The following is a 24283-nucleotide window of genomic DNA, read 5'->3' as shown; positions in this document are numbered from 1 at the left end:
TCACCGCACGGTCAGACTGAACGGCCCGGTGTAGACCGGGCCGACCGGGAGCCCGTTGTGGGTGCTGGTGGGGACGTACCAACGAAACTGGGTGGTGCCGCGGCGGTTCCAGGGGAACTGGAGAAGGCCTTTGCCGGCGTACAAGGTCTTGTAGGCGACGCCCTGCCAGGCACCGGTGGAGTTCTTGTACTGGAGGGCTGCTCGTTGGGTGCCCGCCGGATTCACCCAGAGGTACGCCTGCGGCCTGGTGCCGTAGCTGATCGTCGGCGTGATGAACTTGGCTGACATCACCCGGGTTGTCGCCCTCACCAGTCTCGATGCCGAAGTGCTGCCGTAGCTGGCCGTCGGCGAGCCGGACCGATTCGCGACGACGGTGCGGTACTCCCTGGCGCCGGGATTGGGCAAGCTGAAGGTGTACTTGCCTCCGGCAACCGTATGCGTGGTGCCGATGACGTACCACGAGGCAGTGCTCGTGTTGCGCCCCTGCAGGGTGACCAGTTCGCCACTGCCGATGGCGCTGCTCGTCTCCATACAGGCAGGCGGCATGCCGGTCTCATAGATATACCGACCCGACAGCGTGCCGGTCAGGGTCATCGGTACGCCGTACCCTGACGAGCCGGGTGCGCTCAAAGTCAGCGCCGTCGTCGAAACGTGCCCATAGCCGCCGATGCCTCCGTGGAGTCCGTTCGGAGCCCACTCGTTCACGGTGTCGACGAACAGGTCGTACGGCTTGTTCCGGTTCGCGATGGTGCCGCTCGGTTCGGTGGTCGTGAACGTCACCTCGCCACAGTTCATCACCGTGTACGGCAGCTCGTTCAGTCGCAAGATCAACGAGTAGCGCGCGAGCTCGTCCAGGTCCAGCGGGTCGTGCGGCGTAGTGTCCTGCCCCGACGCAGCAGGCACCGACCAACGCACCCGACCATCAGCCATCACCACCAGCTCGGGATCGGAGACCCCAGGAACGAAGCGATCGAAGCCCGGCGAGCTCGCCTCGCCGCCCGACTGGTCCGTCACCACGATCTTCGAGATGGCGGAAGACGACGTGGAGCCGAGCTGGCTGGTGTTGACCAGCAGTTCGTTCGGCGCGCTCGCCGGCACCGATCCGAGCGACACCGGGTCGGCCCCGTCGCCCGGCTCGAGACTCAGCGAGTTGGCGACCGGAGTGGTCTCGGTCCACGTGATCCGGATCTTCGTATGTGTCGCGTCGGCCCATGCGAGATCGACGCCGCTCACCGCGGTCCCAGCGGCAACGGCCGACGAGCCCTGCCACCCTGCGAGCAATACCAGCCCGCAGCCGACAGCAATCGTCCCTTTCAACAGCATGCGCCCACTCCTCAGTCGGTCCATATCCGTCTCGATGCACGGTGCGGCCGGGAAGTTGCGCAGTCTTGTGGACCCGCAACACGAAGGCTGGGCGGACGTTGCCTGAGGCAGCGCCGCCCAGCCTTGGTTCAGCCCGAGATCAGTTGACCCTCAGGCCGAACGGCGCCGTGTAGATCGGGTCGACCTGGAGGCCGTTGTGAGTGCTCCCGCCGACCCACCAGCGGAACGAAGCCACTCCACGGCGGTTCCAGGGGAAGGTCACCAGGCCCTTGCCGGACGACAACACCTTGGTCGTCACGCCTTGCCAGGCGCCACTGGCGTTCAAGAACTGCAACGCCGCCTGCTGGGTGCCGGCCGGATTGACCCAGATGTAGGCCTGCGGCTTGGCGCCGTAGCTGATCGTCGGCGTGATGAACTTCGCCGACATCAGCGCAGTGGTCGCTCGCACGGTCCTTGATGCGCTGACACTGGCGTACTGAATTGTGCCGGCCAGGCTGTTCTCGTTGACCCAGACCCGGTACTCGCGGGCGCCCGGGTTGCTGAGCGTCACCTTGTAGTTGCCTTGGGCATCCGTGTTGCCAGGGCTCACCAGGTACCACGGGCTGGTGGCCGAGTTGCGGCCCTGCAGGCTGACCTGGATCCGGGCGCGATCCGGGTCGTCGGCCTCGACGCAGGTGCTCCCGCTCTCGACGATGTGCCGGACGCTGACCTTGCCGGACAGCACGGCCGCGGCGCCGAACCGGGTACTCGCCGGTGCGGACAGGGTGACCGAGGAGGTCCGCACCTGCTTGCGGTAGTAGTTGTCCCGGCCCCACTCGTTGGCGGCCTGCAAGGTCAGGTTGAACGGCCGGCCCTGGTTCGGAATGGTGCCGCGCAGCTCCGTCATACTCGGTTGGCTCTTCACCGTGCAGCCGGCGAACTTCATGATCGGCGTGATGTGGATCGGGCCCGCCAGGTCGAGCGGATCGTTCGGCGTACCGTCCACGGCCGAATCGCCCGGGACACTCCACGACAGTTCGCGGCTGTTCATCCATGTTTCGGTGAAGGCCGGCGTGCGGAAGTAGGTGTCGAACGCGGCCGACTTCGCTTCTCCACCGGCGCTGTCGGTGACGGTGATGACAGCGGCGGACGCCGGGTCGCTGCTCACCCCGATCGCTGCCGGGTCGACCGACAACAGGTTCGCCCCGGTCGCCGTCGTCGTCCCCAGCACCTTGGCCGGCTGCCCGGCCCGCGTGACGGTGATGGTGTTGGCGACGGCGGCGGACTCGCTCCAGGTGACCTTCACCCGGGCGCTGTCCCAGCCCAGCTCGACCTTCGATACCGTCGCCGCCGACCCGGTCGCAGCGTGCGCGACCGCCGGCACCCCGAGCGCGGTGACGAACACCACTCCAGCCAAAGACTTCTTGAACATCGGCAAATCCCCCTAGCAGCTATGAACACAACTTCGTACTCCCCTTGACGCGCTGTGCCGGCCGAAACATTGAGTCCCGGCCGAAACTTTTTTCCCCCGATCGGCGATCGCTCGGATGGGCCGGGTAGCGTTTGGGTGTGACTGGTGTGCCGCCGCAGCCGACGTTGAGCGATGGGGAGTTGACGCTGCGTCCGTGGCGCGCGGAGGACATCGAGGTCGCGCACGGGCTGACCGATGACGAGATCGTCCGCTGGTTCGATCTCGACGGAGTGACTCCGCGGGACGGGTTGGCCGCGGCGCTCGACAGATGGCGACGCCTGTACGCCGAGGATCGGTCGCTGGTGACGTTCGTCGTCGAGCTGGCCGGCGTCTCCGGTCCGGTCGGGACGGTCGCGGTACGGCGTACGTCGGAAGGCGTCGGCAACATCACCTGGTCGACCTTCAAGCCGTACCGGGGCCGCCATGTCGCGCAGCGCGCAGTACAGCTGCTGGTCGTGTACGCCTTCGGTGAGCTCGGGCTGGAACGGCTGCAGGTCGAGGTCGATCCCGAGAACCGCGCGTCCGCCCGGGTGGCGATCCGCTCCGGGTTCCGGCGCGAAGGGCTGCTGCGAGGCGGCGCGACTTTGCAGGGTGAGCGCCGCGATCTGGCGATCTACGGACTGCGCCGCGACGACCCGCGTGCGGACACAGTGACCGGGTGGACCGCGCTGATGGACTCGGTGCTGCCGAAGAAGCGGGTGATCGCGCACGTGGTGGTTCGCGACACCGGCGGCCGGGTGCTGCTGTGCAAGGTCAGCTACAAGCGCGATCTCGAACTGCCCGGTGGCGTGGTCGAGCCGGACGAGGACCCGGCGACCGGTGCGCTCCGCGAAATGGAGGAGGAACTCGGCGTCTCCCTCCCGCTGCTCGGCGTCCTCGCGATCGATTGGCTACCCCGCTGGGAGGGCTGGGGCGACGCGATCGAGATCCTGTACGACGGTGGTGTCCACGACCCGTCTTTCATCGACACCCTGCACCCCGACGGCTTCGAGATCCTCGGGCTCGCCTGGTACGCCGCCGACGAGCTCACCGGCCTCGTCAGCCCGCTCAACCAGCGCCGACTCCCGGTGATCCTCAAATCGCCGACTCCCCTGCACCATCTCCGCGACGGCAACCCGATCACCTGATGGCCGGGCCAAACTTCGTCAGGTCGCGCAGGCACCACTGGTAGTGCCCGTCGCGGGCATCTGGGCTGTAGATCGTCGCCGTGATGATCGCGTAGGCGACCCGGTACAGGTGCATGCGATCCGGCGAGTGCCCCAGCTTCTCGAAGCGCCCCAGTAGCTCGGCGTCCAGGCTCTCGGCGTCCGCGCCGTACATGTCGAAGAAGCCGGCGGCAGTCGCGGCATCGAAGGTGTTGTCGCCGGCTGTCGTGAGGAAACCCCAGTCGAGCAAGGCGACCTCCCCTGCCTGGCCGACCAGCACGTTCGGCTGACAGATGTCGCCGTGAACGATGCTCGGCTCCTCGACGACGACTTCCCGCAGCCGGCCGACGACCCGCTCCACGAGTTCGTCGAACCCGTCGACGTCCGCCGAAAGCAAAGGCCGTCCCACCGCGGCCCGCCGCATCACCAACTCGGCCAGCGCGTTTCCCCAGACCAACGCGGGCGGTGTGGAGGATGAAGGAGGCCAGAAGGGCTCGGACTCACCGATGACCGCCAATGCCTTCGTCGCTTCGCCTGCGGATGTGGTGCCGAGCGCGGTGACCAGGTCGACGAACAGGTCCAGCGCGTCCGGCAGGCCGATCAGCCCGGACTCGAGCGCGTCTCGCAGCGGCGTACCGGCCAGCTTCACCTCGACACTGACGGCTCGATCCTCGACTTCGCCGACAGCGCGGATCTCCGGCGTCCTGAACGGCAGCCGTTGACTGCTCAGCTCCAGCAGGAAAGCCTGCAAGGGCCGAACCTCTGCCGCCGACCGGTGGAACCACGTCTTCCCGACCAGGTCGCCGCCGAGGTCGACGACCGCACCCTCCATGCCCTGACCGATCGGCTCGATCGGGCCGACGGCGTACGACTGGAAGAACTCACTCGATGACGACACGGCGATCCAGTCAACACGATCCGCAGGTCACTCCGCGAGAGCGGCGCGGCGACGACGGAGGAACCGTTGCTCGGCTCCGTTGACGGTCAACGCGATCGCTTCGTCGTACGCCGCGACGGCCGCCTCCTTGCGCCCGAGGCGAGCCAGTACGTCGGCTCGCGCGGCGGGCAGGTAGCCGTACGACCTCAGCGTCGGTTCGTTGCTCAGAGCATCTAGTTCGGCGAGTACGGCGGTCAGGTCGGCGCCCGGGACCAGGCTGTGCGCGGCCGCCCGGTTCAGCGCCACGATCGGCGACGGCCAGCTGACCAGCATGGCGTCGTACATCCGGACCACCTGGTGCCAGTCGGTCTGCTCCCACGACTGAGCAGTGACGTGGAGCCCGGCAACCGCCGCCTGCAGAGCGAACCGGCCATGTCCCCGCTCCAACGCGGCCGTGGCCCGCGAAAGCCCTTCGGCCAGCAGCCGCACGTCCCACCGCGAGCGGTCCTGATCGGCCAGCAGCACCAACTCGCCGTCTTCGCTGAGCCGGGCGTCACCGCGCGCTTGCGTCATCTGCAGCAACCCCAGCAACGCTTGGGGTTCCGGCTCGTCCGGCATCAGTCTCACCAGCAGCCCCGCCAACTCCAGCGCGCGCCCGGTCAGATCGGCCCGGGTCAGGTCGGGACCTGCTGCCACGTGGCCGGCCGTGTAGACCAACTGCACCACGGTCAGCACCACATCGAGTCGTGAGGGCAGTTCCTCGTCGGGCGGAATCCGGTACGGGATGCTTGCCGCCGCGATCTTCTTCTTCGCCCTGGTGATCCTCGCGGCCGCGGTCGCTTCGCTGATCAGCATCCCGGCCGCCACCTCACGGGTGGTCAGCCCGCAGATCAGCCGGAGCGTCAGCGCCACCTGCGAGTCACGCGCCAGCGCCGGGTGACAGCAGGTGAACACCAGCCGGAGCGGATCGGTCGGCTGCTCGACGTCGTCCGGCGAGACCGGATCCTCGATCAGCAGCGGCAACTTCCGCCGCAGCGTCGTCTCCCGCCGGAGCCGGTCGAGCGCGAGCCGCCGGGCGACCGTGGTGAGCCAGCCGGCCTGATTGACCGGGACCCCGTCCGGCCAGGTCCGCAGCGCCTGGACGAAGGCGTCCTGGGTGCAGTCCTCGGCCAGATCGAGGTCCCGGGTCAGCCGGACGGTCGAGGCCAGCACCGTCGGCCAATGCCGACGGTGTGCCTCATCCACCACCCGGGCGATCTCGCGCGCGGACATCAGGCCGGCGGCGCCGAGCCCTCCGAGGTGTCCATCACCGGACGGACCTCGACATTGTTCGACGGGCAGAGCTTGGCCAGTGCGAGCGCCTGGTCGAGATCCTTCGCGTCGATGAGGTAGAACCCGCCGAGAGCCTCCTTGGTCTCGATGAACGGGCCGTCCGTGACCAACGGCTCGCCGCTGCCCTGCTTCACCGTGCTCGCCGTGGACGACTTCTCCAGCGCCGCTCCGCCGAGAATGCTGGCACCGGCCGCCTCGACCGCCTCGGCGAAGGCGGTGTGCAGCTTCATCGTCTCCTGCCAGCCCTCCGGCGTGACGTTGTCGTAAAACTCTTCGGTGTCGAACAGCAAGAACATGTACTGCGCCATCGCCGGCTCCCTTGACTGGGTCTGTACTGGACATCTTGCTGACGAACGGCCGGGAGCGGAATCGACAGGACCGACCGGGATAATCTCGATCATGCCAAGAGAGCACCTGGACGTCCTGATCGTCGGCGCCGGCCTGTCCGGCATCGGCGCCGCCTACCGGCTGCAGACCCAGGCTCCCAGCCGCTCGTACGCCGTCCTCGAGGGCCGGGACGACCTCGGCGGCACCTGGGACCTCTTCCGCTATCCGGGTATCCGCTCGGACTCCGACATGTTCACGCTCGGCTTCCCGTTCCATCCGTGGACCGCGGCCAAGGCGATCGCCGACGGACCGTCGATCCTGGAGTACCTGCACGAGACCGCCGCCACGTACGGGATCGACAAGCACATCCGGTTCGGGCGCCACGTAGTACGGGCGTCGTGGTCGTCGGACGATGCGCTCTGGACCGTCGAGACGAATCAGGAGTCGTACACCTGCTCCTTCCTCTACGTCTGCACCGGCTATTACGACTACGACTCCGGGTATCAGGTGGCCTTCCCCGGGCTCGACAGCTTCGAAGGCACCGTCGTCCATCCACAGCACTGGCCGAAGGACCTCGACTACACGGGCAAGCGAGTCGTGGTGATCGGCAGCGGTGCAACCGCGGTGACGCTGGTACCGGCGATGGCCCCGGACGCAGCGCACGTCACGATGCTCCAGCGCACTCCGAGCTATGTCGCGTCGCGGCCGGCCCACGACGCCTTCTCCGACAAGCTTCGGCAGTTGCTGCCGGAGAAGCTCGCGCACAGAGTGATCCGGACGAAGAACGTCGCGTTCAGCTCGGCCGTCTACGCCGCCTTCCGGAAGTGGCCCGCGCACGCCGCCTGGCTCCTCAACAGCACGGTCGCCAAGCAACTCCCCGATCACATCCCGGCCGACCCGCACTTCACCCCGCGGTACAAGCCATGGGACCAGCGGCTCTGCCTGGTCCCGGACGCGGATCTGTTCGAGGCCTTGCGAGCCGGTACGGCGTCCGTGGTCACGGACGAGATCGAGACCTTCACCCCGACCGGTATCCGGCTGCGCTCCGGTGACGAACTCGAGGCCGACCTGGTGGTGACCGCGACCGGCCTGCAAATGGTTGCCCTGGGCAAGATCAAGGTGACCGTGGACGGCCGGGACATCGATCCGCACGACACCTTCGTCTACAAGGGGATGATGCTCAGCGGCGTACCGAATCTCGCGTGGTGCATCGGCTACACCAACAACTCGTGGACGCTGCGCTCCGACCTCACCTCGCAGTATGTCTGCCGACTGCTGAACCACCTGGAGCGCACCGGCACCAGCATCTGCGTCCCGGAGATCGACGCGAGCGAGTACGACGCCCCGCCGCGGGCCGTGGTCGACCTGTCCTCGGGCTACATCCGCCGCGCCGCCAACCTCCTCCCCCGCCAGGGCTCCTACGGCCCCTGGCGGCTCCGGCAGAACTACCCCCGCGACTTCCTCTCGCTCCGCTACACCTCCCTCACCGACGGCTCGATGCGCTTCAAGCGAGCCGCCTAGTTGGGGACGGGCACCGGAGGGGCTTCGCCGACGTAGCGGGCGGATGGCCGGATGATCTTCGATGTACCGGCCTGTTCGAGGATGTTGGCGCTCCAGCCGATCACGCGGCTGACCGCGAAGGTCGGCGTGAACAGTTCGCGCGGCAGACCGCACAGGGACATCACCACGCCTGCGTAGAACTCGACGTTCGCATAGAGGTTGCGGCCGGGCTTGAGTTCGGCGAGCACCTCGACGATGCGCCGCTCCACGGTCGTGGCGAAGTCGACCAGGTCACCGCCGAGTTCTTGCGCGATGTCGCGAAGCATCAGCGACCGCGGGTCCTCGGTGCGGTAGACCGCGTGCCCGAAGCCCATGATCCGGTCGCCGGAGCTCACCTTCGCCCGGACCCACGCGTCGATCCGGTCCGGCGTACCGATCTCGTCCAGGCTGGCCAGCGCGCGGTCGGGCGCGCCGCCGTGCAACGGTCCCGAGAACGCACCGATCGCCCCGGCGACCGCGGACACCACGTCGGCACCGGTCGACGCGATCACCCGCGCGGTGAAGGTCGAGGCGTTGAAACCGTGGTCGATCGTCGCGATCAGATAGTGCTCGATGGCCCGGGTCTTCGACTCATCCGGTACCTCGCCGGTGACGAGGTACAACCACTGAGCTGCGGCGCCCAAGTCGTCGCGTGGCTCCAACGGCTCCAGCCCCGCACGCAACCTGTACAGCGCAGCCAGAATCGTCGGCGTCACCGCGCAGACAAGCGTCGCGTCGGCCTTCCGCCGAGCCGGATCGGCATCCCACAGCGGCGGCAGCTCACGAGCCGCGGCCAGCACAGACAGCGCGGTCCGCAACCCGGCCAGCGGATTGAACGACGACCCCGCAGCCGCGATCGCAGGAAGAACAGCCTGTACTTCGGGCGGCAGCAGCCGAAGTGGCGCGAGCTCGGCCAGGAAGCCGGCGCGCTCGGCCGCGTTCGGCAGCCGGCCCTCGAACAACAGGAACCAGACGTCCTCGACCGTCTTCGAGCGCGCCAGGTCGATGGCGGAGTACTGCCGGTAGTGGTAGAAGCCCTCGTCACCGCGGACGTCGCCGAGCCGGGTCTCGGTCACCACGACGTTGCGCAGCCCTGCGGGTACTTCGATCGGTCCGTCGACCGGGCTTTCCAGTGAAATTGACATGCGTCTCAGACTTGAACTCGAATCAAGTATTGTCAATGTTGATCCAGTCAATATGAACGGCTCGCGGAGCGGTGGATGGCACAGCAGAGTGACGAGAATTACCTGACGACGGCCGAGGTCGCTCGCCGGCTCAACGTGAAGCCGGAGACGATCTACGCCTACGTCAGCCGGGGGCAGCTCACCAGCGTTCGAGCTCGCGGCCGACGCGGCAGCCTGTTCGCCGCGGCCGACGTGGAGCGGCTGGCCGGCCGGAGCGTGGAACACCCCGGCGTGGTCGAGCGGATCGAAACAGAGCTGAGCCTGCTGCAGGACGACGAGCTGTACTACCGCGGCCGCCTCGCCAGCGAGCTCGCCACCACCAGCACGGTCGAGTCGGTCGCACACCTGCTATGGACGGGCGAGCTGGCAGAGCAGGACCCCTTCCCCGCTCCCCCGGAGTCAGTGGCGCTCGCTCGTGCTGCGATGAACGTGGCGCCATCGAGCGCGCGAATGACGGACCAGTTGCGGATAGCCGTCGCAGTACTGGGCGCTGGAGACCCGCTGCGCTTCGGGCTCGCACCGGAATCAGTGATGGCCGCTGCGCGCCGGCTCCTCGGCGTACTGGTTGATGCGCTGCCCGGTGAAACCACGGTGGGCACGCTGGGCGCCAGGCTTTGGCCGAAGGTCAGCACACAACCGCCGCAACCCGCAGTACTGGATGCTGCCTTGATCCTGTTGGCAGACCACGGTCTAGCCGTCTCCACGATCGCTGCGCGGGTCGCGGCGAGCGCACGCGCCAACCTGTACTCCGTGGTGTCGGCCGGCCTCGGCGCTCTCGACGGGCACTACCACGGGGCTGCGACGACGCTGGCCTACAAGTTCCTCGAACGAGCGCTGCAAGATCCGGTCGAGGCACTGTCAGATCAGTTGCGCTCCGGTGAGCCGGTGCCGGGGTTCGGCCATCGCATCTATCAGCAGCGCGACCCTCGCGCGGAGGCGCTGTTCGAACTGCTTGCCGACAGCCCCGCTCTGCACAGCATCCAAAACCTCACGGAGAAGGTGCCCGGATTCCCCAACAGCGATCTCGCGGTCGCCGCGATGATGCACACCCACGGCTTCCGCCCGGACGCCGGTGAGGCGCTGTTCGCGATCGCGCGCATCATCGGGTGGACGGCCCATGCGCTGGAGGAGTACGCCGAACCAGGCCTGCGGTTCCGCGCCGCCGGCATCTACACGGGTCTGCCGATCAGCGCTGGACCCGATGCGCCGCGACAGCGTCGGCCGTGACGTCGAAGGCCTGCTCAGCCAAGGAGTAGTCGCGCTGAGCCACTCCGATGTACAACGCGTCGAGGACGATCATCTGCGCGTGCCGCCCCGACAGACCGCCCGTCCGAAAGGTCACGTCCCGCGCGGCCGTGATCAGTACGACATCCGCTTCGCGCGCGATCGGTGACCTCGGGTAGTTGGTGATGGCAACGGTTCGCGCGCCCTGGCCCCGGGCGCGGGTCAGCGGCTCCAGTACTTCGACCGTCTCGCCGCTGTGCGACAGGCCGATCGCGACGTCGCCGGCACCGAGCAGTGCCGCACTGGTCAACGCGTTGTGCACGTCGCTCCAGCAGTTCGCACTACGACCGATCCGGTGCAGCCGCAGCCGGAGATCCTCAGCGACGGTGGCCGACCCACCCACGGCGTACAGGTCGATTCGCCTGGCGTCGGAGACGGCCCGGACCGCCTGCGCTAGGGCACGGACGTCCAGCTCGGCGACAGTGTCCTCCAGCGCGCGAGCGTCGGCCCGCAGGAGGGTACGCAGTACGTCGTCCAGACTGTCGTCCGCGCCGACCTCTCCCCCGGTGCCCAGCTCCCAACTGGCGCTGGACCGTCCGCTTTCGGCCGCCAGCGCCAGCCTGAGTTCGGCGTAGCCGCTGAGTCCGAGCGCCAGGCAGAAGCGGGTGACGCTGGGCAACGAGGTACCGCAGCGGGCGGCCAGTTCGCCGATCGTCGACGAGGCTGCGGCGGCCGGATCCCGCAGTACCTCGTCGGCGACCTGCCGTTGGGCCGGACTCAACCCCGGCAGCAAGCCGTGGATCCGCGCTTCGAGACGCTCGCCGGCATTCATGTGAATGATTCTCAAAACTGTCGACGTTGCCTGTCAACAGTTCACACGCTCAGAACCGATGCAGGTCGAATTCGTTCGACTGGCCGCCGGCCAGCAGGACGTCGATCCGGCCACTCAGCACGTACATCCCGTGCGGGCTGAGCGCGACCGTGGTGGGGCCGCCGATCGGCCACGCCTTCGCCGCGACCACCCGGGCCGACCGGTAGTTGTCCGTACTCCGCAGCACGGCCACCTCTTCCACCCCGGGCGCACCAAGCTTGTTGGTGACGGCAACCAACTTGCGATCGGCCGTCATCGCGAGCCCGTCGCCGCCCACCAGCGCCTTGGGCAACTTCACCTCGGTGATCGCACCGGCCGGCGAGATCTTCAGCACCGAGCCGACGTCGTACCGGACTGCGAGCAGGTAGCCCGCCGGATCCCAGACGATCCCGTTCATCCCGATCCTCGGGCTGGCCAGCCGGGCATCCCGGACGAGCACGGACGCCTTGCCCTGTGGGGTGATCCGGTAGATCGCATCCCCGGCGGGATCGGTGACATAGGCGTTGCCGCGACGGTCGATCGCCAGATCGTTGACCCCGTGCCGGCCGCCCGCCGGGTTCAGCGCGGGCGTGTTCAGGTCGACCCGGTACTGCAGCCGCCCGGTCCGCAGGTTGTAGATCGCGACGCCGGACTGCTTGGAGGTGGTTGGCTCTGACGACCGCTCCCCGCTGCCGATATCGGCGTACGTCACCAGGAATCGGTTGCGCACGGCATCGACATGCAGGCCGAACGTCGAAACCCCCGGCGCCTGTTCGACCAACGGCCTCGACCTGCCGTGACGGTCCACCACGTCGATCCGTCCGGTCGCTATCGAGCCGACCAGGAACGCCTGCCGGCTCGGATCCCAGGTCACTCCTTCCGGATACCGATCCGCGGTCTGCCCTCTGATCGTCCCCGGCCATCCCCGCGACGCGTCGGCCCGCAGTGCGGACGCCGGTACTACGGACGCCGGCGCCGCGGTCGCGAACGTGAGCAGAGCGACGGCTGCCGCTGTGCGTCGGAACATCTGATGCCTCCCTCGATTGGATACGAGCACGGAGACTAATCAGAGCTCTGATGGCTGTCAATGCATATACAGATAGCTACGTTCGTACGATAGGGACATGCGGATGTCATTCGAGGAGCGCCTGGGCAGCCACCTCAAGCGGGTCGAGCAGGAACTCACCACCGCGAAGGCGGCCGCCGTGAAGCCTGCCGGGCTGACCGTTCCGCAGTACGCGGCGCTCTTCGTCTTGGACGAGCAACCGGGCATCTCAGCCGCCGAGCTGGCCCGGCGTTGCCTGGTGACACCTCAGACGATGACCACGATCCTGCGCAACCTGGAGTCGGCCGCGCTGATCGAGCGCACGCCGCACCCACTGCATCGGCACGTCATCGAAACCCGCACGACGCCGACCGGCCGGAAGGCCCTCGACCAGGCCGACGAGCGGGCCGCCGGAGTAGAACGCCGTCTGGCGGCCGCGTTCACCGCGGAGGAACTCGACACCCTGCGCACTCTGCTGGCGCGGGTGTCGGAGTCCCTCACGAACGATCCGATCCTGAAGACCTCTTAGAACAGCGCTGCCATCAGCCGGCGGCGGGCCTTGACGACGCGCTCGTCGTCGGCGCCGACCACCTCGAAGAGCTCGAGCAGATGCTTGCGGACGGCGTCGCGCTCGTCGCCCGCGGTCAGCTGGATCGTCTTGATCAGCCGGGCGAAGGCGTCTTCCACGTGCCCGCCCATCAGATCGACATCGGCGACCAACTGCTGCGCCTCGATGTCGGTCGGGTTGTCGGCAGCCCTAATCCGCACCTCGGCCGGCACGTCGCGGGTCCGCTTCACCAACTGGACCCGGGCCAGCCCTGCCTTGGCCTCCGCGTCGTTCGGCGTCTCCTTGAGCAACACCTCGTACGCCGTGATCGCGCCGTCCAGGTCGCCCGCGGCCAGAGCGTTCTCGGCCGCCTCGTACCGCGGGTCCGGCTCGGGCTCGGCCGCCTCTTCCGCACCGGCCGGGCCGACCGGGTCCGTGCGGCCGGTGATGCCGTTGGCAACGGCCACCGTGAGCAACTGGTCGACGTACTGACGTGCCTCCGGCTCACCGACGGCACCCTGGAAGAGCGGGACCACCTGCCCACGCAGTACGGCGATCACCAGCGGCACGGTCTGCACGCCGACCGCCTGCGCCAGTTGCGGGTTCGCGTCGATGTCGATCCGGGTCAGCAGGAACTTGCCGGCGTACTCGGTGGACAGTTTGACCAGGATCGGGCTGAGCGCGAGCGACGCCTCCGAGCGCGGCGAGTGGAACTCGACGATCACCGGCACCTGGATCGAGCGCTCGATCACGTCGGCCTGGAAGGTCGGCTCGGTCACGTTCAGCACGTACGCACCACCGGTCGCGGCGCCACCGGGAGCCGCCGGGGCTCCGGGTGTTGCGGCACCGGGTCGTGGTGCGGCGGGCTTGCGCAGGGACGACAGGTCGATCGCCCCGGGACGGGAGAAGTTCGGCTGGCTCACCGGTGGCCTCCGGTCGGCAGTCGGTCGGTACGTACGGTCATGGGTCCATCCTCCCCGACGGCCCCGAACGGTGTGGAGCGCGGGTGGCCAGCAGCAGCCGAGCGAGGCCGCTCCGGGTGCCCGCGACCGCCAGCCGGGTGCCTGGCGCGAGGGGCCGGTCGAACGCGGGCTCCCAGTCCCAGCCGTTGCCGTCCTGCCTCGCCAGCACTCGCAACCCGCCGGCCTCGTCCAGCTCACCGAGGCGCTTGCCGACCGCCACCGAGTCTCGCTCGACCGTGACCTCAGTCAGCAGCAGGACCCGGCGGCCGGCCGGAATCGTCGCCTGACTGCGCCTGTTCGCCACTGCCGCCGCGATGGCCGGTGCGACCAGCATCGACACCGACCGGCTGTGCCCGAGCCCCAACTGCCGCTCGACCCGCTGGGCCAGGTCGTGGTCGAACATCCGCATCGTGATCCGCGCATCGGGGTTCAACTCGCGGACCACCATCGCGGACTCGAGATTGGTGATGTCGCCGTTGGTGATCGCGAGCACCGCCTGGGCTCGCTGGACCCCGGCCGACCGCAACGTCTCCTCGTTGCTGCTGTCCCCGATCACCACCGGGATCCGCAATCGATGAGCAGTCTGTACGCCGGGGGCGTCGTCGTCGTGCTCCACGCCGACCACGGCCACGCCTCGTTCGACCAGGATCTCCAGCACCCGGGCCCCGACCGTGCCTAGTCCGCAGACCACCACGTGATTGCGTGGCCGGCCACGGACGCCGCCGATCACCCGGGACAGCCGGGCGCCGATCAACGAGTCGACGATCACCGCGGTCAGCAGTGCCATCAACACGATCCCGGTGAGCTGGACGACGACCGCGGCGACCTTGGCCCACGGCTTGGCGTCCGAGAAGGTGTTGTCCTCGATCCCGGCCGACGTCACCGCACCGGCGGCCAGATAGAGCGCCCGGAGCCATTCGACGTGGGCGATCCAGTGCGTCAGCGCCGTACCGGTCAGGATCAGCCCGGCCATCACAGCCCCGATGACCCGGACCCGGCGATCCATCACGTCCCGGGTCGCCATCAGCCAGCCGGCCCGGCGGACGTCCCTGGTCCGCAGCACCTTGCGCAGCCCGGTCCCAACCACGATGTCACCGGCCGGGTCCGGACTCACCGCGGGCAGCAGCTCAGGTGTCGCGGACGAACTGGTGTCGGCAAGCACAGTCAGGTGCGGTGTCCGGATGAGCGCGGCCGGACCGGCCACGAGCCGGCGGCCGCCGACCTCGAACCAGGTCAGCTCGTCGTCCTCCAGCGCGTCGGCGACGAACGCCGGTGCCGCCAGCGAGGGTCCGGCGATGACCACGCAGTCGCCGAGCAGGTTGTGCAGCTGACCACCGAGCCGCGGATTGACCATCTGGATGACGATCTTCAGGTCCGGATCCATGTCGCGAGCCGTCAACGCGGTGTGCACGTTGTGGACGTCGTCGGCGTCCAGCAGCACCAGGGCGCGCGCGGTCGACGGCTTGCCGTCTGCGGCATCGATGCCAGCGCGCCGCAGTACGGACTCGCTGACCACCCGCACACCCATCACCTGCGCGCCGAGCTCACCGATCCGCTCGAAGTGCCGCGACGCCGGATTGACCACCGCGGTGACGTGCTCGCCCGAGCCGACCAGCTCGGTGACCACCCGGAGCATGGTCCGGTCGGAGCCGCAGACGACCACGCCGCGACTGTCCGGCGTCGGCGTGGCCGTGCGCGTCTGGGTCTTGCCGCGACGCCGGCTCTGGGCGGCGGGCTCTGTCTGTTCGGCCTCAGAAGCGGGCGGGCTCTCGGTACTCGCCCCATTCGAGCCGAAGAACGTGACAGATCTCCCCCATCGTGGCCTCGGCACGCGCAGCCTCCAGCATCGGCTCGATCAGACTGCCGGTCCCACGGGATGCCTCGACCAGCGCCGACAGCGTACGACGTACCAGGTCCTCGTCGCGTTGCGCCTTGCGTGCCGCGAGCACCCGGCACTGCTCGATCTCCACCTCGTGGCTGACCCGGAGGATCTCCAGCTGGCCGGACACTGTGTCGGTCTGGGTGTTCACCCCGACGATCTTCTTCTCGCCCTTCTCGAGCTTCTGCTGGTACTCGAAGGCGGCGTCGGCGATCTCGGCCATGAACCAGCCGTCCTCGATCCCGCGCAGGATGCCGCCGGTCATCGTGCCGTCCGGGCTCATCTCCTTGATCCGGGCAAAGATCTCCTCGGCCTCGGCCTCGATCTTGTCGGTCAGCGCCTCGACGTACCACGAACCGCCGAGCGGGTCGGCGACGTTGGTGACGCCGATCTCCTCCATCAGCACCGACTGGGTGCGCAGCGCGATCTCGGCCGACTGGTCGGTCGGCAGCGCCAGCGTCTCGTCGAGTGCGTTGGTGTGCAGGGAGTTGGTGCCGCCGAGGACCGCGGCGAGCGCCTCGACCGCAGTACGGACCACGTTGAGCGTGGGCTGCTGGGCGGTCAGCGAGACGCCTGCGGTCTGGGTGTGGAACCGCAGCCACTGGGCCTTGTCGGTCTTGGCGCCGTAGACGTCGCGCAGCCAGCGGGCCCAGATCCGGCGGCTCGCGCGGAACTTGGCGATCTCCTCGAAGAAGTCCAGGTGGCTGTCGAAGAAGAACGACAGACCGGGCGCGAAGGTGTCGATGTCGAGCCCGCGGCTGAGCCCGAGTTCGACGTACCCGAAGCCGTCGGCGAGCGTGTAGGCGAGCTCCTGCGCGGCCGTCGAGCCGGCCTCGCGGATGTGGTAGCCGGAGACGCTGAGCGGCTTGTACGCCGGGATGTTGGCGGCGCAGTACTCCATCAGGTCACCGATCAGCCGCAGGTGCGGCTCCGGCGGGAACAGCCATTCCTTCTGGGCGATGTACTCCTTGAAGATGTCGGTCTGCAAGGTGCCGTTGAGCTTGGTGATGTCGGCGCCCTGGCGCTCGGCCGCGACGAGGTACATCACGAAGGCCGGTACCGCGGGGCCGGAGATCGTCATCGACGTGGTGACGTCCTGCAGCGGGATGTCCTTGAACAGCCGGTCCATGTCGGCCGCCGAGTCGATCGCCACCCCGCAGTGGCCGACCTCGCCGAGCGACTTCGGGTCGTCGGAGTCACGCCCCATCAGCGTGGGCATGTCGAACGCGACCGACAGCCCACCGCCCCCGGAGTTGAGAATCATCTTGTACCGCGCGTTGGTGTCCTCCGCGTTGCCGAAGCCGGCGAACTGGCGGATCGTCCAGGTCCGGCCGCGATAGCCGGTCGGATAGAGCCCGCGGGTGAACGGGAACTCCCCCGGCCAGCCGATCCGCTCCATCCGGGGGTCGTCGTAGCCCTCCGGCGGGCCGTAGACCGGCTCCACCTCGGTGCCGGACAACGTGGTGAAATCCGCCTCCCGGCGGCGCGACGCGTCGTACCGCTGCTGCCATCGGTTCCGTCCGTCGGCGATCTGCTCGGCGTCCATCAACGACCTCCCTGGGTTGCTCACCCCCAAACTACTAGGACGTCCTACTAAATACCACTTCGCGGCCTTCCCTCGTCGACCGCCGGTGGACCGTTAACCTTCCGGGCATGGCCAGGAAGAAACCGCTGCCGTTCGATCCGATCGACGAGGCGTCACGGCAGTGGGGCCGGCGCTGGGGAGCCGTCGAGCAGATGCGGGCCGTCACGTCGCTGATGCGCGCCCAGCAGATCGTGATCGGCGAACTCGACGACATCCTGAAGAACCACGGCCTGACCTTCGCCCGCTTCGAGGCGCTCGTGCTGCTCACGTTCTCCCGGCGCGGCTCGTTGCCACTGGGCAAGATGGGCGAACGGCTCCAGGTGCACCCGACCTCGGTCACCTCGATCGTCCGCCGCCTCGAAGCCGCGGGCCTGGTCACCCGGACCCCGCACCCGGACGACGGCCGCGCGGTGCTGTGCGAGATCACGACCGCCGGCCGCGAACTCGTCGAGGCAGCCACGGCCGATCTCGTCGCCGCCGACTTCGCTCTCCACGGCCTGACCGACGAGCAACTGAAGATGCTCTGGACCGTCCTGGAACCACTGCGGCACTCCGCCGGCGACTTCAGCTGAGGAAGCTGTCCGTCGGTTCTGCCATGCTCTGCGGCATGTCTACATCGCCCGAGCGTGCCGCGTTCTACCTCGCCTGCCTGCAGTCCGATTCGGCCCGCTTCGCCGAAGTCGCCCGACTCGGGCTCCCCGCCAAGGTGCCGAACTGCCCCGACTGGACGGTCGAGGACGTCGTACTGCACTTGGCCACCGTCTACCTGCACAAGGTCGAGATCCTGCGCCTCAACGCGCTGCCGGATCCCTGGCCGCCGGAGTTCGGCGACCGCGATGCGCTCGAGGTGTTCGACGACGCCTACGCGAAGCTCGTGCCTGCGCTCGAAGCGGCCGGGACCGGGCAGGAGACCTGGACGTTCTCGCCGACCGACAAGACGTCGGCGTTCTGGTATCGCCGGATGGCACTGGAGACCGCGGTGCACCGCATCGACGTCGAGCAGGCCCACGACGTCGTCGCGCCGATCGACAACGAGCTGGCGGTCGACGGCATCGACGAAGTCCTCACGCTGATGCTCGGCGGCCCTTGGTGGGAGGAAGGCGACACCAAGCACCCGGTGGACGCGACCATTCGGATCACCACCGAAGGCCGGTCCTGGACGATCCGCCTCGACGCGACCAGCGCGATCGTCACTCAGGGCGCCGAAGGCTCCGTCGATGCGGAGGTCTTCGGCGACGCCAACGAGCTCTACTTGTGGCTCTGGGGCCGGGGCGAACTGGATCTGGAGCAGGCGGCCGGCGACGACGCCGCCGTACAGGAGTTCCGGGCGCGGCTGGCCGAGACGCTGACCTGAGCCTCAGACCTTCTTGAGCAGGTCGAGGCTGCGGCTGATGAGGAGTTCGGTCGCGGCCTCGTCGTACGACGCCAAGGTGCTGTCGGCGAAGTAGTGCTGGTCGCCGGGATAGGTGAACAACTCCGCGTCGTCGGTCGCGGCGACCAGGGCGCGGGCCGCGTCGATGTCGCCCTCGTCGACGAAGAACGGGTCGGCGTCGGCGCCGTGGATCTGGACCGGCACACCCTTCGGCCAGGTGGGACTGAACTCCTCCACCGGCACGCACGAGTAGTACAGGAGTGCACCCTTGGCACCGGGACGCGTCTGGGCCAGCCTCTGCGCCGCGACGACACCGAGCGAGAAACCGGCGTACACCAGCTCGGCGGGCAGCTTCTCCGCCTCGCGGACGCCGCGCTCCATGACCTCGCCGAAGCCGATCTCCTGGGCGTGCTTGACGCCTTCCTCGAGAGTCGCGAACGTGCGTCCCTCGAACAGATCAGGCGTGTGGACGGTGTGCCCGGCCGCCCGCAGCCGGTCGGCGAACACGGTGACGCCGGGAGTGAGCCCGAGTGCATGGTGGAACAACAGGACCTCAGCCATGGTGACCTTCCGCTGGTCGTGAACTCGAATGATCCATGACTTTAGTACGTTCCGCCGAAGTCGATCAATAGCGGCAGTAGTCCGAGTCAGTCCCGGTCGAGGTCGTCGGTCCAGTTCCCGCGTTCGGAGTTGAAGATCGACTTGGACGCGTTGCCGGCCACCCGGGTGTGCTGGTGGGCGGGCGCGGGAACCGCCTTGGTCGTGGTGATGACGTCCTGGGCGGAGTCCATCCCGATCGGGCCCGTACCGTCGTCGTCGGTGTCGTCGTCGTCGCCCTGGACGACGTCCACACTGGCCGACGCGCGCAGGCCGGTGCGCTGGATGACGCGCTGGATGGTCAGGTCACGGTCGTCGGGCCGGCTGACGTACTTGATCTCGCGGAAACCCTGGTCCTGCGCGGCGGACTCGAAGACGAAGTGGCCGTAGCCGAACATCCGCCCGACGATCGGCTTCTGCAGGGTGATGTCGAGGATCCGGGCGATCGGGGTGGTCGCGACGGTCTGGGAGAAGACGCCGCGGATCCGCATCACCCGCATGTTCGTGACGACGAACCGGTCCCGGTGCTCGGTGAGGAAACGCCAGAACGAATGCGACAGCAGCACCAGGACGAGCACCAGCAGGACGCCGGCGCCCTTCAGCGGCAGCCACAGCATCGCCACCAGCAGTGCGGTGGCCAGGACGACCTCGAGCATCGGCACGGCGAACACCACCCAGTGGTGCCGCACCTCGTCGATGACGACCTCGCCCTCGTCCGAGATCAGATGGCGCCGGACCTTCGGATCGAAGATCCTGAAAAGGCCTATTCCGGCCATCCACTCACTCCCCTGTCCACCCCGCTGTCGGCCGCGCGGCCCTCACCGAACCCATCACAGCCAAGTGTCCCGCACGAATGCTCGTCACGGGACACCTGGAAGCGAAGGATCAGTTGAACAGCGCGGACAGGAAGACGATCACGCTCCCGAACGCATCGCCGACGGCCGAGAACGCACCTCCCACGGCATCTGCGGCGCCTCTGGGCTGTGTGAACAGATAGAACGCCGCAAAGGCGATGACCAGCCAGATCAGCAGCTTCTTCGGCATGTCACCACTCCTCGTTCGCAACCAACTCGGTCGACTGTGTTGTATCACGGATAGTCACCAAATGTCACTGACTGAACACAGCCCACCGCACAATGCTCACCAGCTACAAGATCCATTCTGTAACGGATCCGGGGGCATGGCAGCCACCGGCGCGCCGCTTGAGACGATCCGTCCCCAGTTGCCCGCTTTCGGATGTGACACAGAGTCGCCGAGTGTTTCACTGTACGACGGTCGGCGGTCGTCAGAGCGCAGCGATGAGTTCGTCGGCGGCGGAGTACGGATCGGTGTCGCCGTCCACGACCTTGGTGGCCAGAACGTCCAGCCGCGCGTCGCCGTGCAGGTGCGCGAACCGATTCCGCAAGGCCGTCATCGCGATCGCCTCGATCTCGTCCCGGGCGCGGGCCCGGCGGCGTTCGGTCAGCACACCGTTGGCTTCCATCCAGGCCAGCCGGTTCTCGATCGCGGCAACCACCTCGTCGACCCCTTCGTTGCGCGAGGCAACGGTTTTGAGGATCGGCGGGACCCAGTCGCCCTCGCGGCGTTCGGCCAGCCCGAGCATCGAGCGCAGATCGCGGGTGAGGTTCTGCACGCCGTCGCGATCCGCCTTGTTCACAACGTAAAGGTCGCCGACCTCGAGGATGCCGGCCTTGGCCGCCTGGATGCCGTCGCCCATCCCCGGCGCGAGCAGGATCAGCGTCGTGTCGGCCATCCCGGCGATCTCCACCTCGGACTGCCCGACGCCGACCGTCTCGACCAGGACGACGTCGAACCCGGCCGCGTCCAGCACCCGCAACGCCTGCGGGGTCGACCAGGCCAGGCCACCGAGGTGCCCGCGCGATGCCATCGAGCGGATGAACACCCCGGAGTCGGTGGCGTGGTCCTGCATCCGCACCCGGTCGCCCAGCAACGCACCGCCGGAGAACGGCGACGACGGGTCGACAGCCAGTACGCCGACGCGCTTCCCAGTCGCCCGGTACGCCGTGACGAGCGCGGAGGTGGACGTGGATTTGCCCACCCCGGGCGAACCCGTGATGCCGATGATGTGCGCTCGCCCCGCATGGGGTGCGAGCGCCGCCATCACCTCACGGAGCTTCGGCGACTCGTCCTCGACCAGCGAGATGAGCCGGGCGACCGAGCGGGAATCACCTTCCCTGGCACGTTCGACGAGTTCGGCGACCGGGGCTGTCCGTCGGGGCATCAGGTCAGTCTGTCAGCTGCTGGGCACGCGGACGATCAGGGCGTCACCCTGCCCGCCGCCACCGCACAGGGCGGCCGCGCCGGTGCCGCCACCGCGGCGCTTGAGCTCCAGCGCGAGGTGCAGGACCAGTCGTGCGCCGGACATACCGATCGGGTGGCCGAGGGCGATCGCGCCGCCGTTGACATTGACCTTGTCCAGCTCGACGTTCAACTCGCGCGCGCTGGCGATCCCGACCGCCGCGAACGCCTCGTTGATCTCGATCAGGTCGAGCGCGGCCGGCTCGATGCCTTCCTTCGAGCAGGCCTTGACGATCGCGTTCGCCGGCTGGCTCTGCAACGTCGAGTCGGGACCGGCCACCGAACCGTGGGCGCCGATCTCGGCGAGCCAGGTCAGCCCGAGCTCTTCGGCCTTCGCCTTGCTCATCACGACGACGGCACAGCCACCGTCGGAGATCTGCGAGGCCGAGCCGGCCGTGATCGTGCCGTCCTTGCCGAAGGCCGGCCGCAGCCGCGACAGCGTCTCGACCGAGGTGTCGGCCCGGACGCCTTCGTCGCTGTCGATCACCAGCGGGTCGCCCTTGCGCTGCGGCACCTCGACCGGGACGACCTCGTCGGCGAACACGCCGTTCTTCCAGCTCTGCGCCGCCAGCTGGTGCGACCGGGCGCTGAACTCGTCCTGCTCCTCGCGGGTCAGCTGCAGGCCCGAGTTGTTCGCCTGGTCGGTGAGCGCGCCCATCGCCTGGTCGGTGAAGGCGTCCCAGAGTCCGTCGAAGGCCATCGAGTCGACCATCGTCACATCGCCGTACTTGAAGCCCTCGCGCGACTTCGGCAGCAGGTGCGGGGCGTTCGTCATCGACTCCATCCCGCCGGCCACCACCACGTCGTACTCGCCGGCGCGGATCAGCTGGTCGGCCAGCGCGATCGCGTTCAGGCCGGACAGGCAGACCTTGTTGATGGTGATCGCGGGAACGTTCATCGGGATACCGGCCTTGACGGCCGCCTGGCGGGCCGCGATCTGGCCCGCGCCGGCCTGCAGCACCTGGCCCATGATCACGTACTCCACCTGGTCCGGCGCGACGCCGGCCTTGTCCAGCGCGCCCTTGATCGCGAAGCCACCGAGGTCGGCACCGGTGAAGCCTTTGAGGCCGCCCAGCAACCGCCCGATCGGGGTCCGTGCGCCGGCGACGATGACACTGGAGTTCTGCGAGCTGCGAGTGGCGTCAGACATGTCTGTCACGATACCTGCGAGGACACTGGTACGCCGCTGTCGATCGGGTCACACTCCTTGGATTCAAGGCCGGAACTGGGACAGTCTGTGGCCATGGAGCACACCGGAACCCTGACGCTGTTCGAGGCGATCGACCACGTCGGCATCGCCGTGGCGGACTTCGACGAGGCCGTCCGGTACTACGCGGAGATGTTCGGGATGACGGTCGCGCACGAGGAGATCAACGAAGACCAAGGGGTCCGCGAGGCGATGCTGTCGGTCGGCGGGTCCGGTTCGTCGATCCAGTTGCTGGCGCCACTGTCCGACGACTCCCCGATCGCCAAGTTCCTCAGCCGGCGCGGCCCCGGGATCCAGCAGCTCGCGTACCGGGTCCGCGACCTCGACCAGGTCTCCGCCACTTTGCGCGAGCGCGGCGCCGAACTCCTGTACGACGAACCGCGGCGCGGGACGGCCAACTCGCGGGTCAACTTCATCCACCCGCGCTCGGCCGGCGGCGTCCTGGTCGAGCTGGTCGAGCCCGCCTGAGATCTGCCGGGCGCTGTCACGAGGCCGACCCGCCGGTACGGGACTAGTCTGTTGGAGTGCTGATCGACAGCGCTACGAGATCCCTGCACGGTGCCCCGGACGGGTTTCTGCACGACGCTTTCGTCTATCGCGACGACGACGAGTTCGTCCAGCAGACCTCGGCCTTCGTCCGCGACGGCGTGGCCGGTGGCGAGGCCGTGCTCGCGGCACTGCCGCCTGCCGGGATCACCAAGCTGCGCTCGGCTCTGGGCTCCGCCGCGGACCAGGTGACCTTCCTCGACATCACCACGGCGGGCCGCAACCCGGCGCGGATCATCCCACTGTGGCGCAATCTGCTCGACCAGCACCCGGGCCGGCCGGTGCGTGGCATCGGCGAACCCGCCTATCCGGGCCGGACCGCGGCCGAGTTCGCCGAGGCGACACTGCACGAGGCACTGCTGAACCTCGCGTTCGAGAACGACGGCCCGTTCCAACTGCTCTGCCCGTACGACGCGTCGATGGCGACCCCGGCGGTTGCCGAGACACACGCGGGTTGCTTCGATCGGTCGGCCACCGAGCGGGCTTTCCGAACCCCGCTGCCCGGCGTACCGGAGTACGCGGAAAGGCTCGACTTCGGGCTCGCCGAGCTGGCCGACGTACGGCGCTGGTTCACCGGGCGTGCGCGGTTGCGGGGTCTGCCCGGTTCGCGGATCGACGACGTCGCGCTGGCCCTGCACGAGATCTGTACGAACAGCATCCGCTTCGGCGGCGGGCGGGGGACGTTGTGGATGTGGTCCGAGGACGGCGCGCTGGTGCTGGAGGTGGCCGACCGCGGGCGGATCGACGACCTGCTGGTCGGTCGGGTGCTGCCGCCGGTCGACAGCCTCGGCGGCCGCGGCGTCTGGCTCGCGAACCAGCTCTGCGACCTGGTCCAGATCCGCTCCGGCGCCGGCTTCACCCAGGTGCGCCTGCACACCCGGCTGGACTGACCCGGCGCTGACATCGAAAGCCAGTCGCTCGATAAGACCACCAAACGCACTGGACTGAGAAAGTGACGGTCGTCTCAACGGCT

At 68.3% G+C, this 24283-nt stretch carries 24 protein-coding genes; 8 read left to right on the top strand and 16 right to left on the bottom strand.

Annotation, left to right across the window (positions count from 1 at the left end; genetic code table 11):
• Positions 1-1323: a hypothetical protein gene (locus DIZ26_RS10025; protein WP_112239653.1), complete on the bottom strand. Its 1323-nt coding sequence runs from the start codon at positions 1321-1323 to the stop codon at positions 1-3.
• Positions 1324-1462: 139 nt separating this feature from the next.
• Positions 1463-2734 (bottom strand): hypothetical protein, encoded by a 1272-nt coding sequence (locus DIZ26_RS10020; RefSeq protein ID WP_112239651.1) that lies wholly within the window; start codon positions 2732-2734, stop codon positions 1463-1465.
• Between the two features lie 137 nt (positions 2735-2871).
• On the opposite strand from DIZ26_RS10020, the gene DIZ26_RS10015 reads away from it, so the two are divergent.
• Positions 2872-3900 (top strand): NUDIX hydrolase, encoded by a 1029-nt coding sequence (locus DIZ26_RS10015; RefSeq protein ID WP_232828228.1) that lies wholly within the window; start codon positions 2872-2874, stop codon positions 3898-3900.
• Here the strand turns inward: DIZ26_RS10015 and DIZ26_RS10010 are convergent.
• From DIZ26_RS10010 to DIZ26_RS10000, 3 genes are read right to left on the bottom strand one after another with little or no spacing between them, the layout of a single operon-like run.
• Positions 3893-4816 carry a phosphotransferase family protein gene (locus tag DIZ26_RS10010; protein ID WP_112239647.1) on the bottom strand — a complete coding sequence of 308 codons (924 nt, stop codon included), beginning with the start codon at positions 4814-4816 and terminating at the stop codon, positions 3893-3895. The two genes, DIZ26_RS10015 and DIZ26_RS10010, sit on opposite strands and share 8 nt — an antisense overlap.
• 27 nt (positions 4817-4843) lie before the next feature.
• Positions 4844-6067: an RNA polymerase sigma factor gene (locus DIZ26_RS10005; protein ID WP_112239646.1), complete on the bottom strand. Its 1224-nt coding sequence runs from the start codon at positions 6065-6067 to the stop codon at positions 4844-4846.
• Positions 6067-6435, bottom strand: a complete 369-nt coding sequence (locus DIZ26_RS10000; RefSeq protein ID WP_112239644.1) for a YciI family protein — start codon at positions 6433-6435, stop codon at positions 6067-6069. Before DIZ26_RS10000 ends, DIZ26_RS10005 begins: the two co-directional genes overlap by 1 nt.
• A 91-nt stretch (positions 6436-6526) precedes the next feature.
• Between DIZ26_RS10000 and DIZ26_RS09995 the strand changes: the two genes are divergently transcribed.
• Complete coding sequence (locus tag DIZ26_RS09995; RefSeq protein WP_112239642.1) at positions 6527-7975, top strand: flavin-containing monooxygenase; 1449 nt, start codon at positions 6527-6529, stop codon at positions 7973-7975.
• Here the strand turns inward: DIZ26_RS09995 and DIZ26_RS09990 are convergent.
• Entirely contained in the window at positions 7972-9138 is a 1167-nt protein-coding gene (locus DIZ26_RS09990; protein ID WP_112239640.1) for a citrate/2-methylcitrate synthase, read from the bottom strand. The two genes, DIZ26_RS09995 and DIZ26_RS09990, sit on opposite strands and share 4 nt — an antisense overlap.
• Positions 9139-9213: 75 nt before the next feature.
• Here DIZ26_RS09990 and DIZ26_RS09985 point away from each other — a divergent pair, with 75 nt between their 5' ends.
• Positions 9214-10404 carry a citrate/2-methylcitrate synthase gene (locus DIZ26_RS09985; protein WP_112239638.1) on the top strand — a complete coding sequence of 397 codons (1191 nt, stop codon included), beginning with the start codon at positions 9214-9216 and terminating at the stop codon, positions 10402-10404.
• On the opposite strand, the gene DIZ26_RS09980 is transcribed toward DIZ26_RS09985, so the two are convergent.
• Together DIZ26_RS09980 and DIZ26_RS09975 are read right to left on the bottom strand one after the other, a co-directional pair.
• Positions 10364-11233 (bottom strand): MurR/RpiR family transcriptional regulator, encoded by an 870-nt coding sequence (locus DIZ26_RS09980; RefSeq protein WP_112239636.1) that lies wholly within the window; start codon positions 11231-11233, stop codon positions 10364-10366. The genes DIZ26_RS09985 and DIZ26_RS09980 overlap by 41 nt on opposite strands.
• 49 nt (positions 11234-11282) lie before the next feature.
• On the bottom strand, positions 11283-12278 hold the full coding sequence (locus tag DIZ26_RS09975; protein ID WP_112239634.1) for an SMP-30/gluconolactonase/LRE family protein: 996 nt from the start codon (positions 12276-12278) through the stop codon (positions 11283-11285).
• 97 nt (positions 12279-12375) lie between these two features.
• Between DIZ26_RS09975 and DIZ26_RS09970 the strand changes: the two genes are divergently transcribed.
• Positions 12376-12825 carry a MarR family winged helix-turn-helix transcriptional regulator gene (locus DIZ26_RS09970; protein WP_198676019.1) on the top strand — a complete coding sequence of 150 codons (450 nt, stop codon included), beginning with the start codon at positions 12376-12378 and terminating at the stop codon, positions 12823-12825.
• Here the strand turns inward: DIZ26_RS09970 and DIZ26_RS09965 are convergent.
• Genes DIZ26_RS09965 through DIZ26_RS09955 form a run of 3 tightly spaced genes read right to left on the bottom strand, consistent with a single transcriptional unit; the run spans position 12822 to position 17230 of the window.
• Positions 12822-13766 carry a tetratricopeptide repeat protein gene (locus DIZ26_RS09965; RefSeq protein WP_112239632.1) on the bottom strand — a complete coding sequence of 315 codons (945 nt, stop codon included), beginning with the start codon at positions 13764-13766 and terminating at the stop codon, positions 12822-12824. The genes DIZ26_RS09970 and DIZ26_RS09965 overlap by 4 nt on opposite strands.
• Before the next feature lie 37 nt (positions 13767-13803).
• Positions 13804-15636: an NAD-binding protein gene (locus DIZ26_RS09960; protein ID WP_112239630.1), complete on the bottom strand. Its 1833-nt coding sequence runs from the start codon at positions 15634-15636 to the stop codon at positions 13804-13806.
• Positions 15557-17230, bottom strand: coding sequence for an acyl-CoA mutase large subunit family protein (locus DIZ26_RS09955; protein WP_112239628.1), 1674 nt, complete (start codon positions 17228-17230; stop codon positions 15557-15559). Before DIZ26_RS09955 ends, DIZ26_RS09960 begins: the two co-directional genes overlap by 80 nt.
• Positions 17231-17337: 107 nt before the next feature.
• On the opposite strand from DIZ26_RS09955, the gene DIZ26_RS09950 reads away from it, so the two are divergent.
• The gene (locus DIZ26_RS09950; RefSeq protein ID WP_112239626.1) at positions 17338-17841 is read left to right on the top strand and encodes a MarR family winged helix-turn-helix transcriptional regulator; all 504 of its coding nucleotides are present in this window, start codon (positions 17338-17340) and stop codon (positions 17839-17841) included.
• 35 nt (positions 17842-17876) lie between these two features.
• The gene (locus tag DIZ26_RS09945; RefSeq protein WP_112239624.1) at positions 17877-18623 is read left to right on the top strand and encodes a maleylpyruvate isomerase family mycothiol-dependent enzyme; all 747 of its coding nucleotides are present in this window, start codon (positions 17877-17879) and stop codon (positions 18621-18623) included.
• A 3-nt stretch (positions 18624-18626) separates the two neighbouring features.
• Here the strand turns inward: DIZ26_RS09945 and DIZ26_RS09940 are convergent, their stop codons facing one another.
• From DIZ26_RS09940 to DIZ26_RS09925, 5 genes are all read right to left on the bottom strand, one after another.
• Positions 18627-19202, bottom strand: a complete 576-nt coding sequence (locus tag DIZ26_RS09940; protein WP_112239622.1) for a dienelactone hydrolase family protein — start codon at positions 19200-19202, stop codon at positions 18627-18629.
• Between the two features lie 86 nt (positions 19203-19288).
• The gene (locus tag DIZ26_RS09935; RefSeq protein ID WP_112239620.1) at positions 19289-20014 is read right to left on the bottom strand and encodes a PH domain-containing protein; all 726 of its coding nucleotides are present in this window, start codon (positions 20012-20014) and stop codon (positions 19289-19291) included.
• A 109-nt stretch (positions 20015-20123) separates the two neighbouring features.
• Positions 20124-20282, bottom strand: a complete 159-nt coding sequence (locus DIZ26_RS37810; protein WP_166678885.1) for a hypothetical protein — start codon at positions 20280-20282, stop codon at positions 20124-20126.
• 241 nt (positions 20283-20523) lie between these two features.
• Entirely contained in the window at positions 20524-21480 is a 957-nt protein-coding gene (gene meaB / locus DIZ26_RS09930) for a methylmalonyl Co-A mutase-associated GTPase MeaB (RefSeq protein WP_112239618.1), read from the bottom strand.
• A 12-nt stretch (positions 21481-21492) separates the two neighbouring features.
• On the bottom strand, positions 21493-22707 hold the full coding sequence (locus tag DIZ26_RS09925; RefSeq protein ID WP_112239616.1) for an acetyl-CoA C-acetyltransferase: 1215 nt from the start codon (positions 22705-22707) through the stop codon (positions 21493-21495).
• Between the two features lie 93 nt (positions 22708-22800).
• Here DIZ26_RS09925 and mce point away from each other — a divergent pair, with 93 nt between their 5' ends.
• Both mce and DIZ26_RS09915 read left to right on the top strand, forming a co-directional pair.
• Complete coding sequence (gene mce, locus DIZ26_RS09920; protein ID WP_112239614.1) at positions 22801-23232, top strand: methylmalonyl-CoA epimerase; 432 nt, start codon at positions 22801-22803, stop codon at positions 23230-23232.
• A 56-nt stretch (positions 23233-23288) separates the two neighbouring features.
• Positions 23289-24200: an anti-sigma factor RsbA family regulatory protein gene (locus DIZ26_RS09915; RefSeq protein WP_112239612.1), complete on the top strand. Its 912-nt coding sequence runs from the start codon at positions 23289-23291 to the stop codon at positions 24198-24200.
• Positions 24201-24283 lie beyond the last annotated feature (83 nt).

Origin of the sequence: Kribbella monticola (genome assembly GCF_003261635.1) — a bacterium.
In the GTDB taxonomy this organism is placed as follows: Bacteria; Actinomycetota; Actinomycetes; order Propionibacteriales; family Kribbellaceae; genus Kribbella; species Kribbella monticola.
The sequence above is the reverse complement of the archived record's forward strand: the minus strand, read 5'-3'. Positions and strand labels throughout refer to the sequence as shown.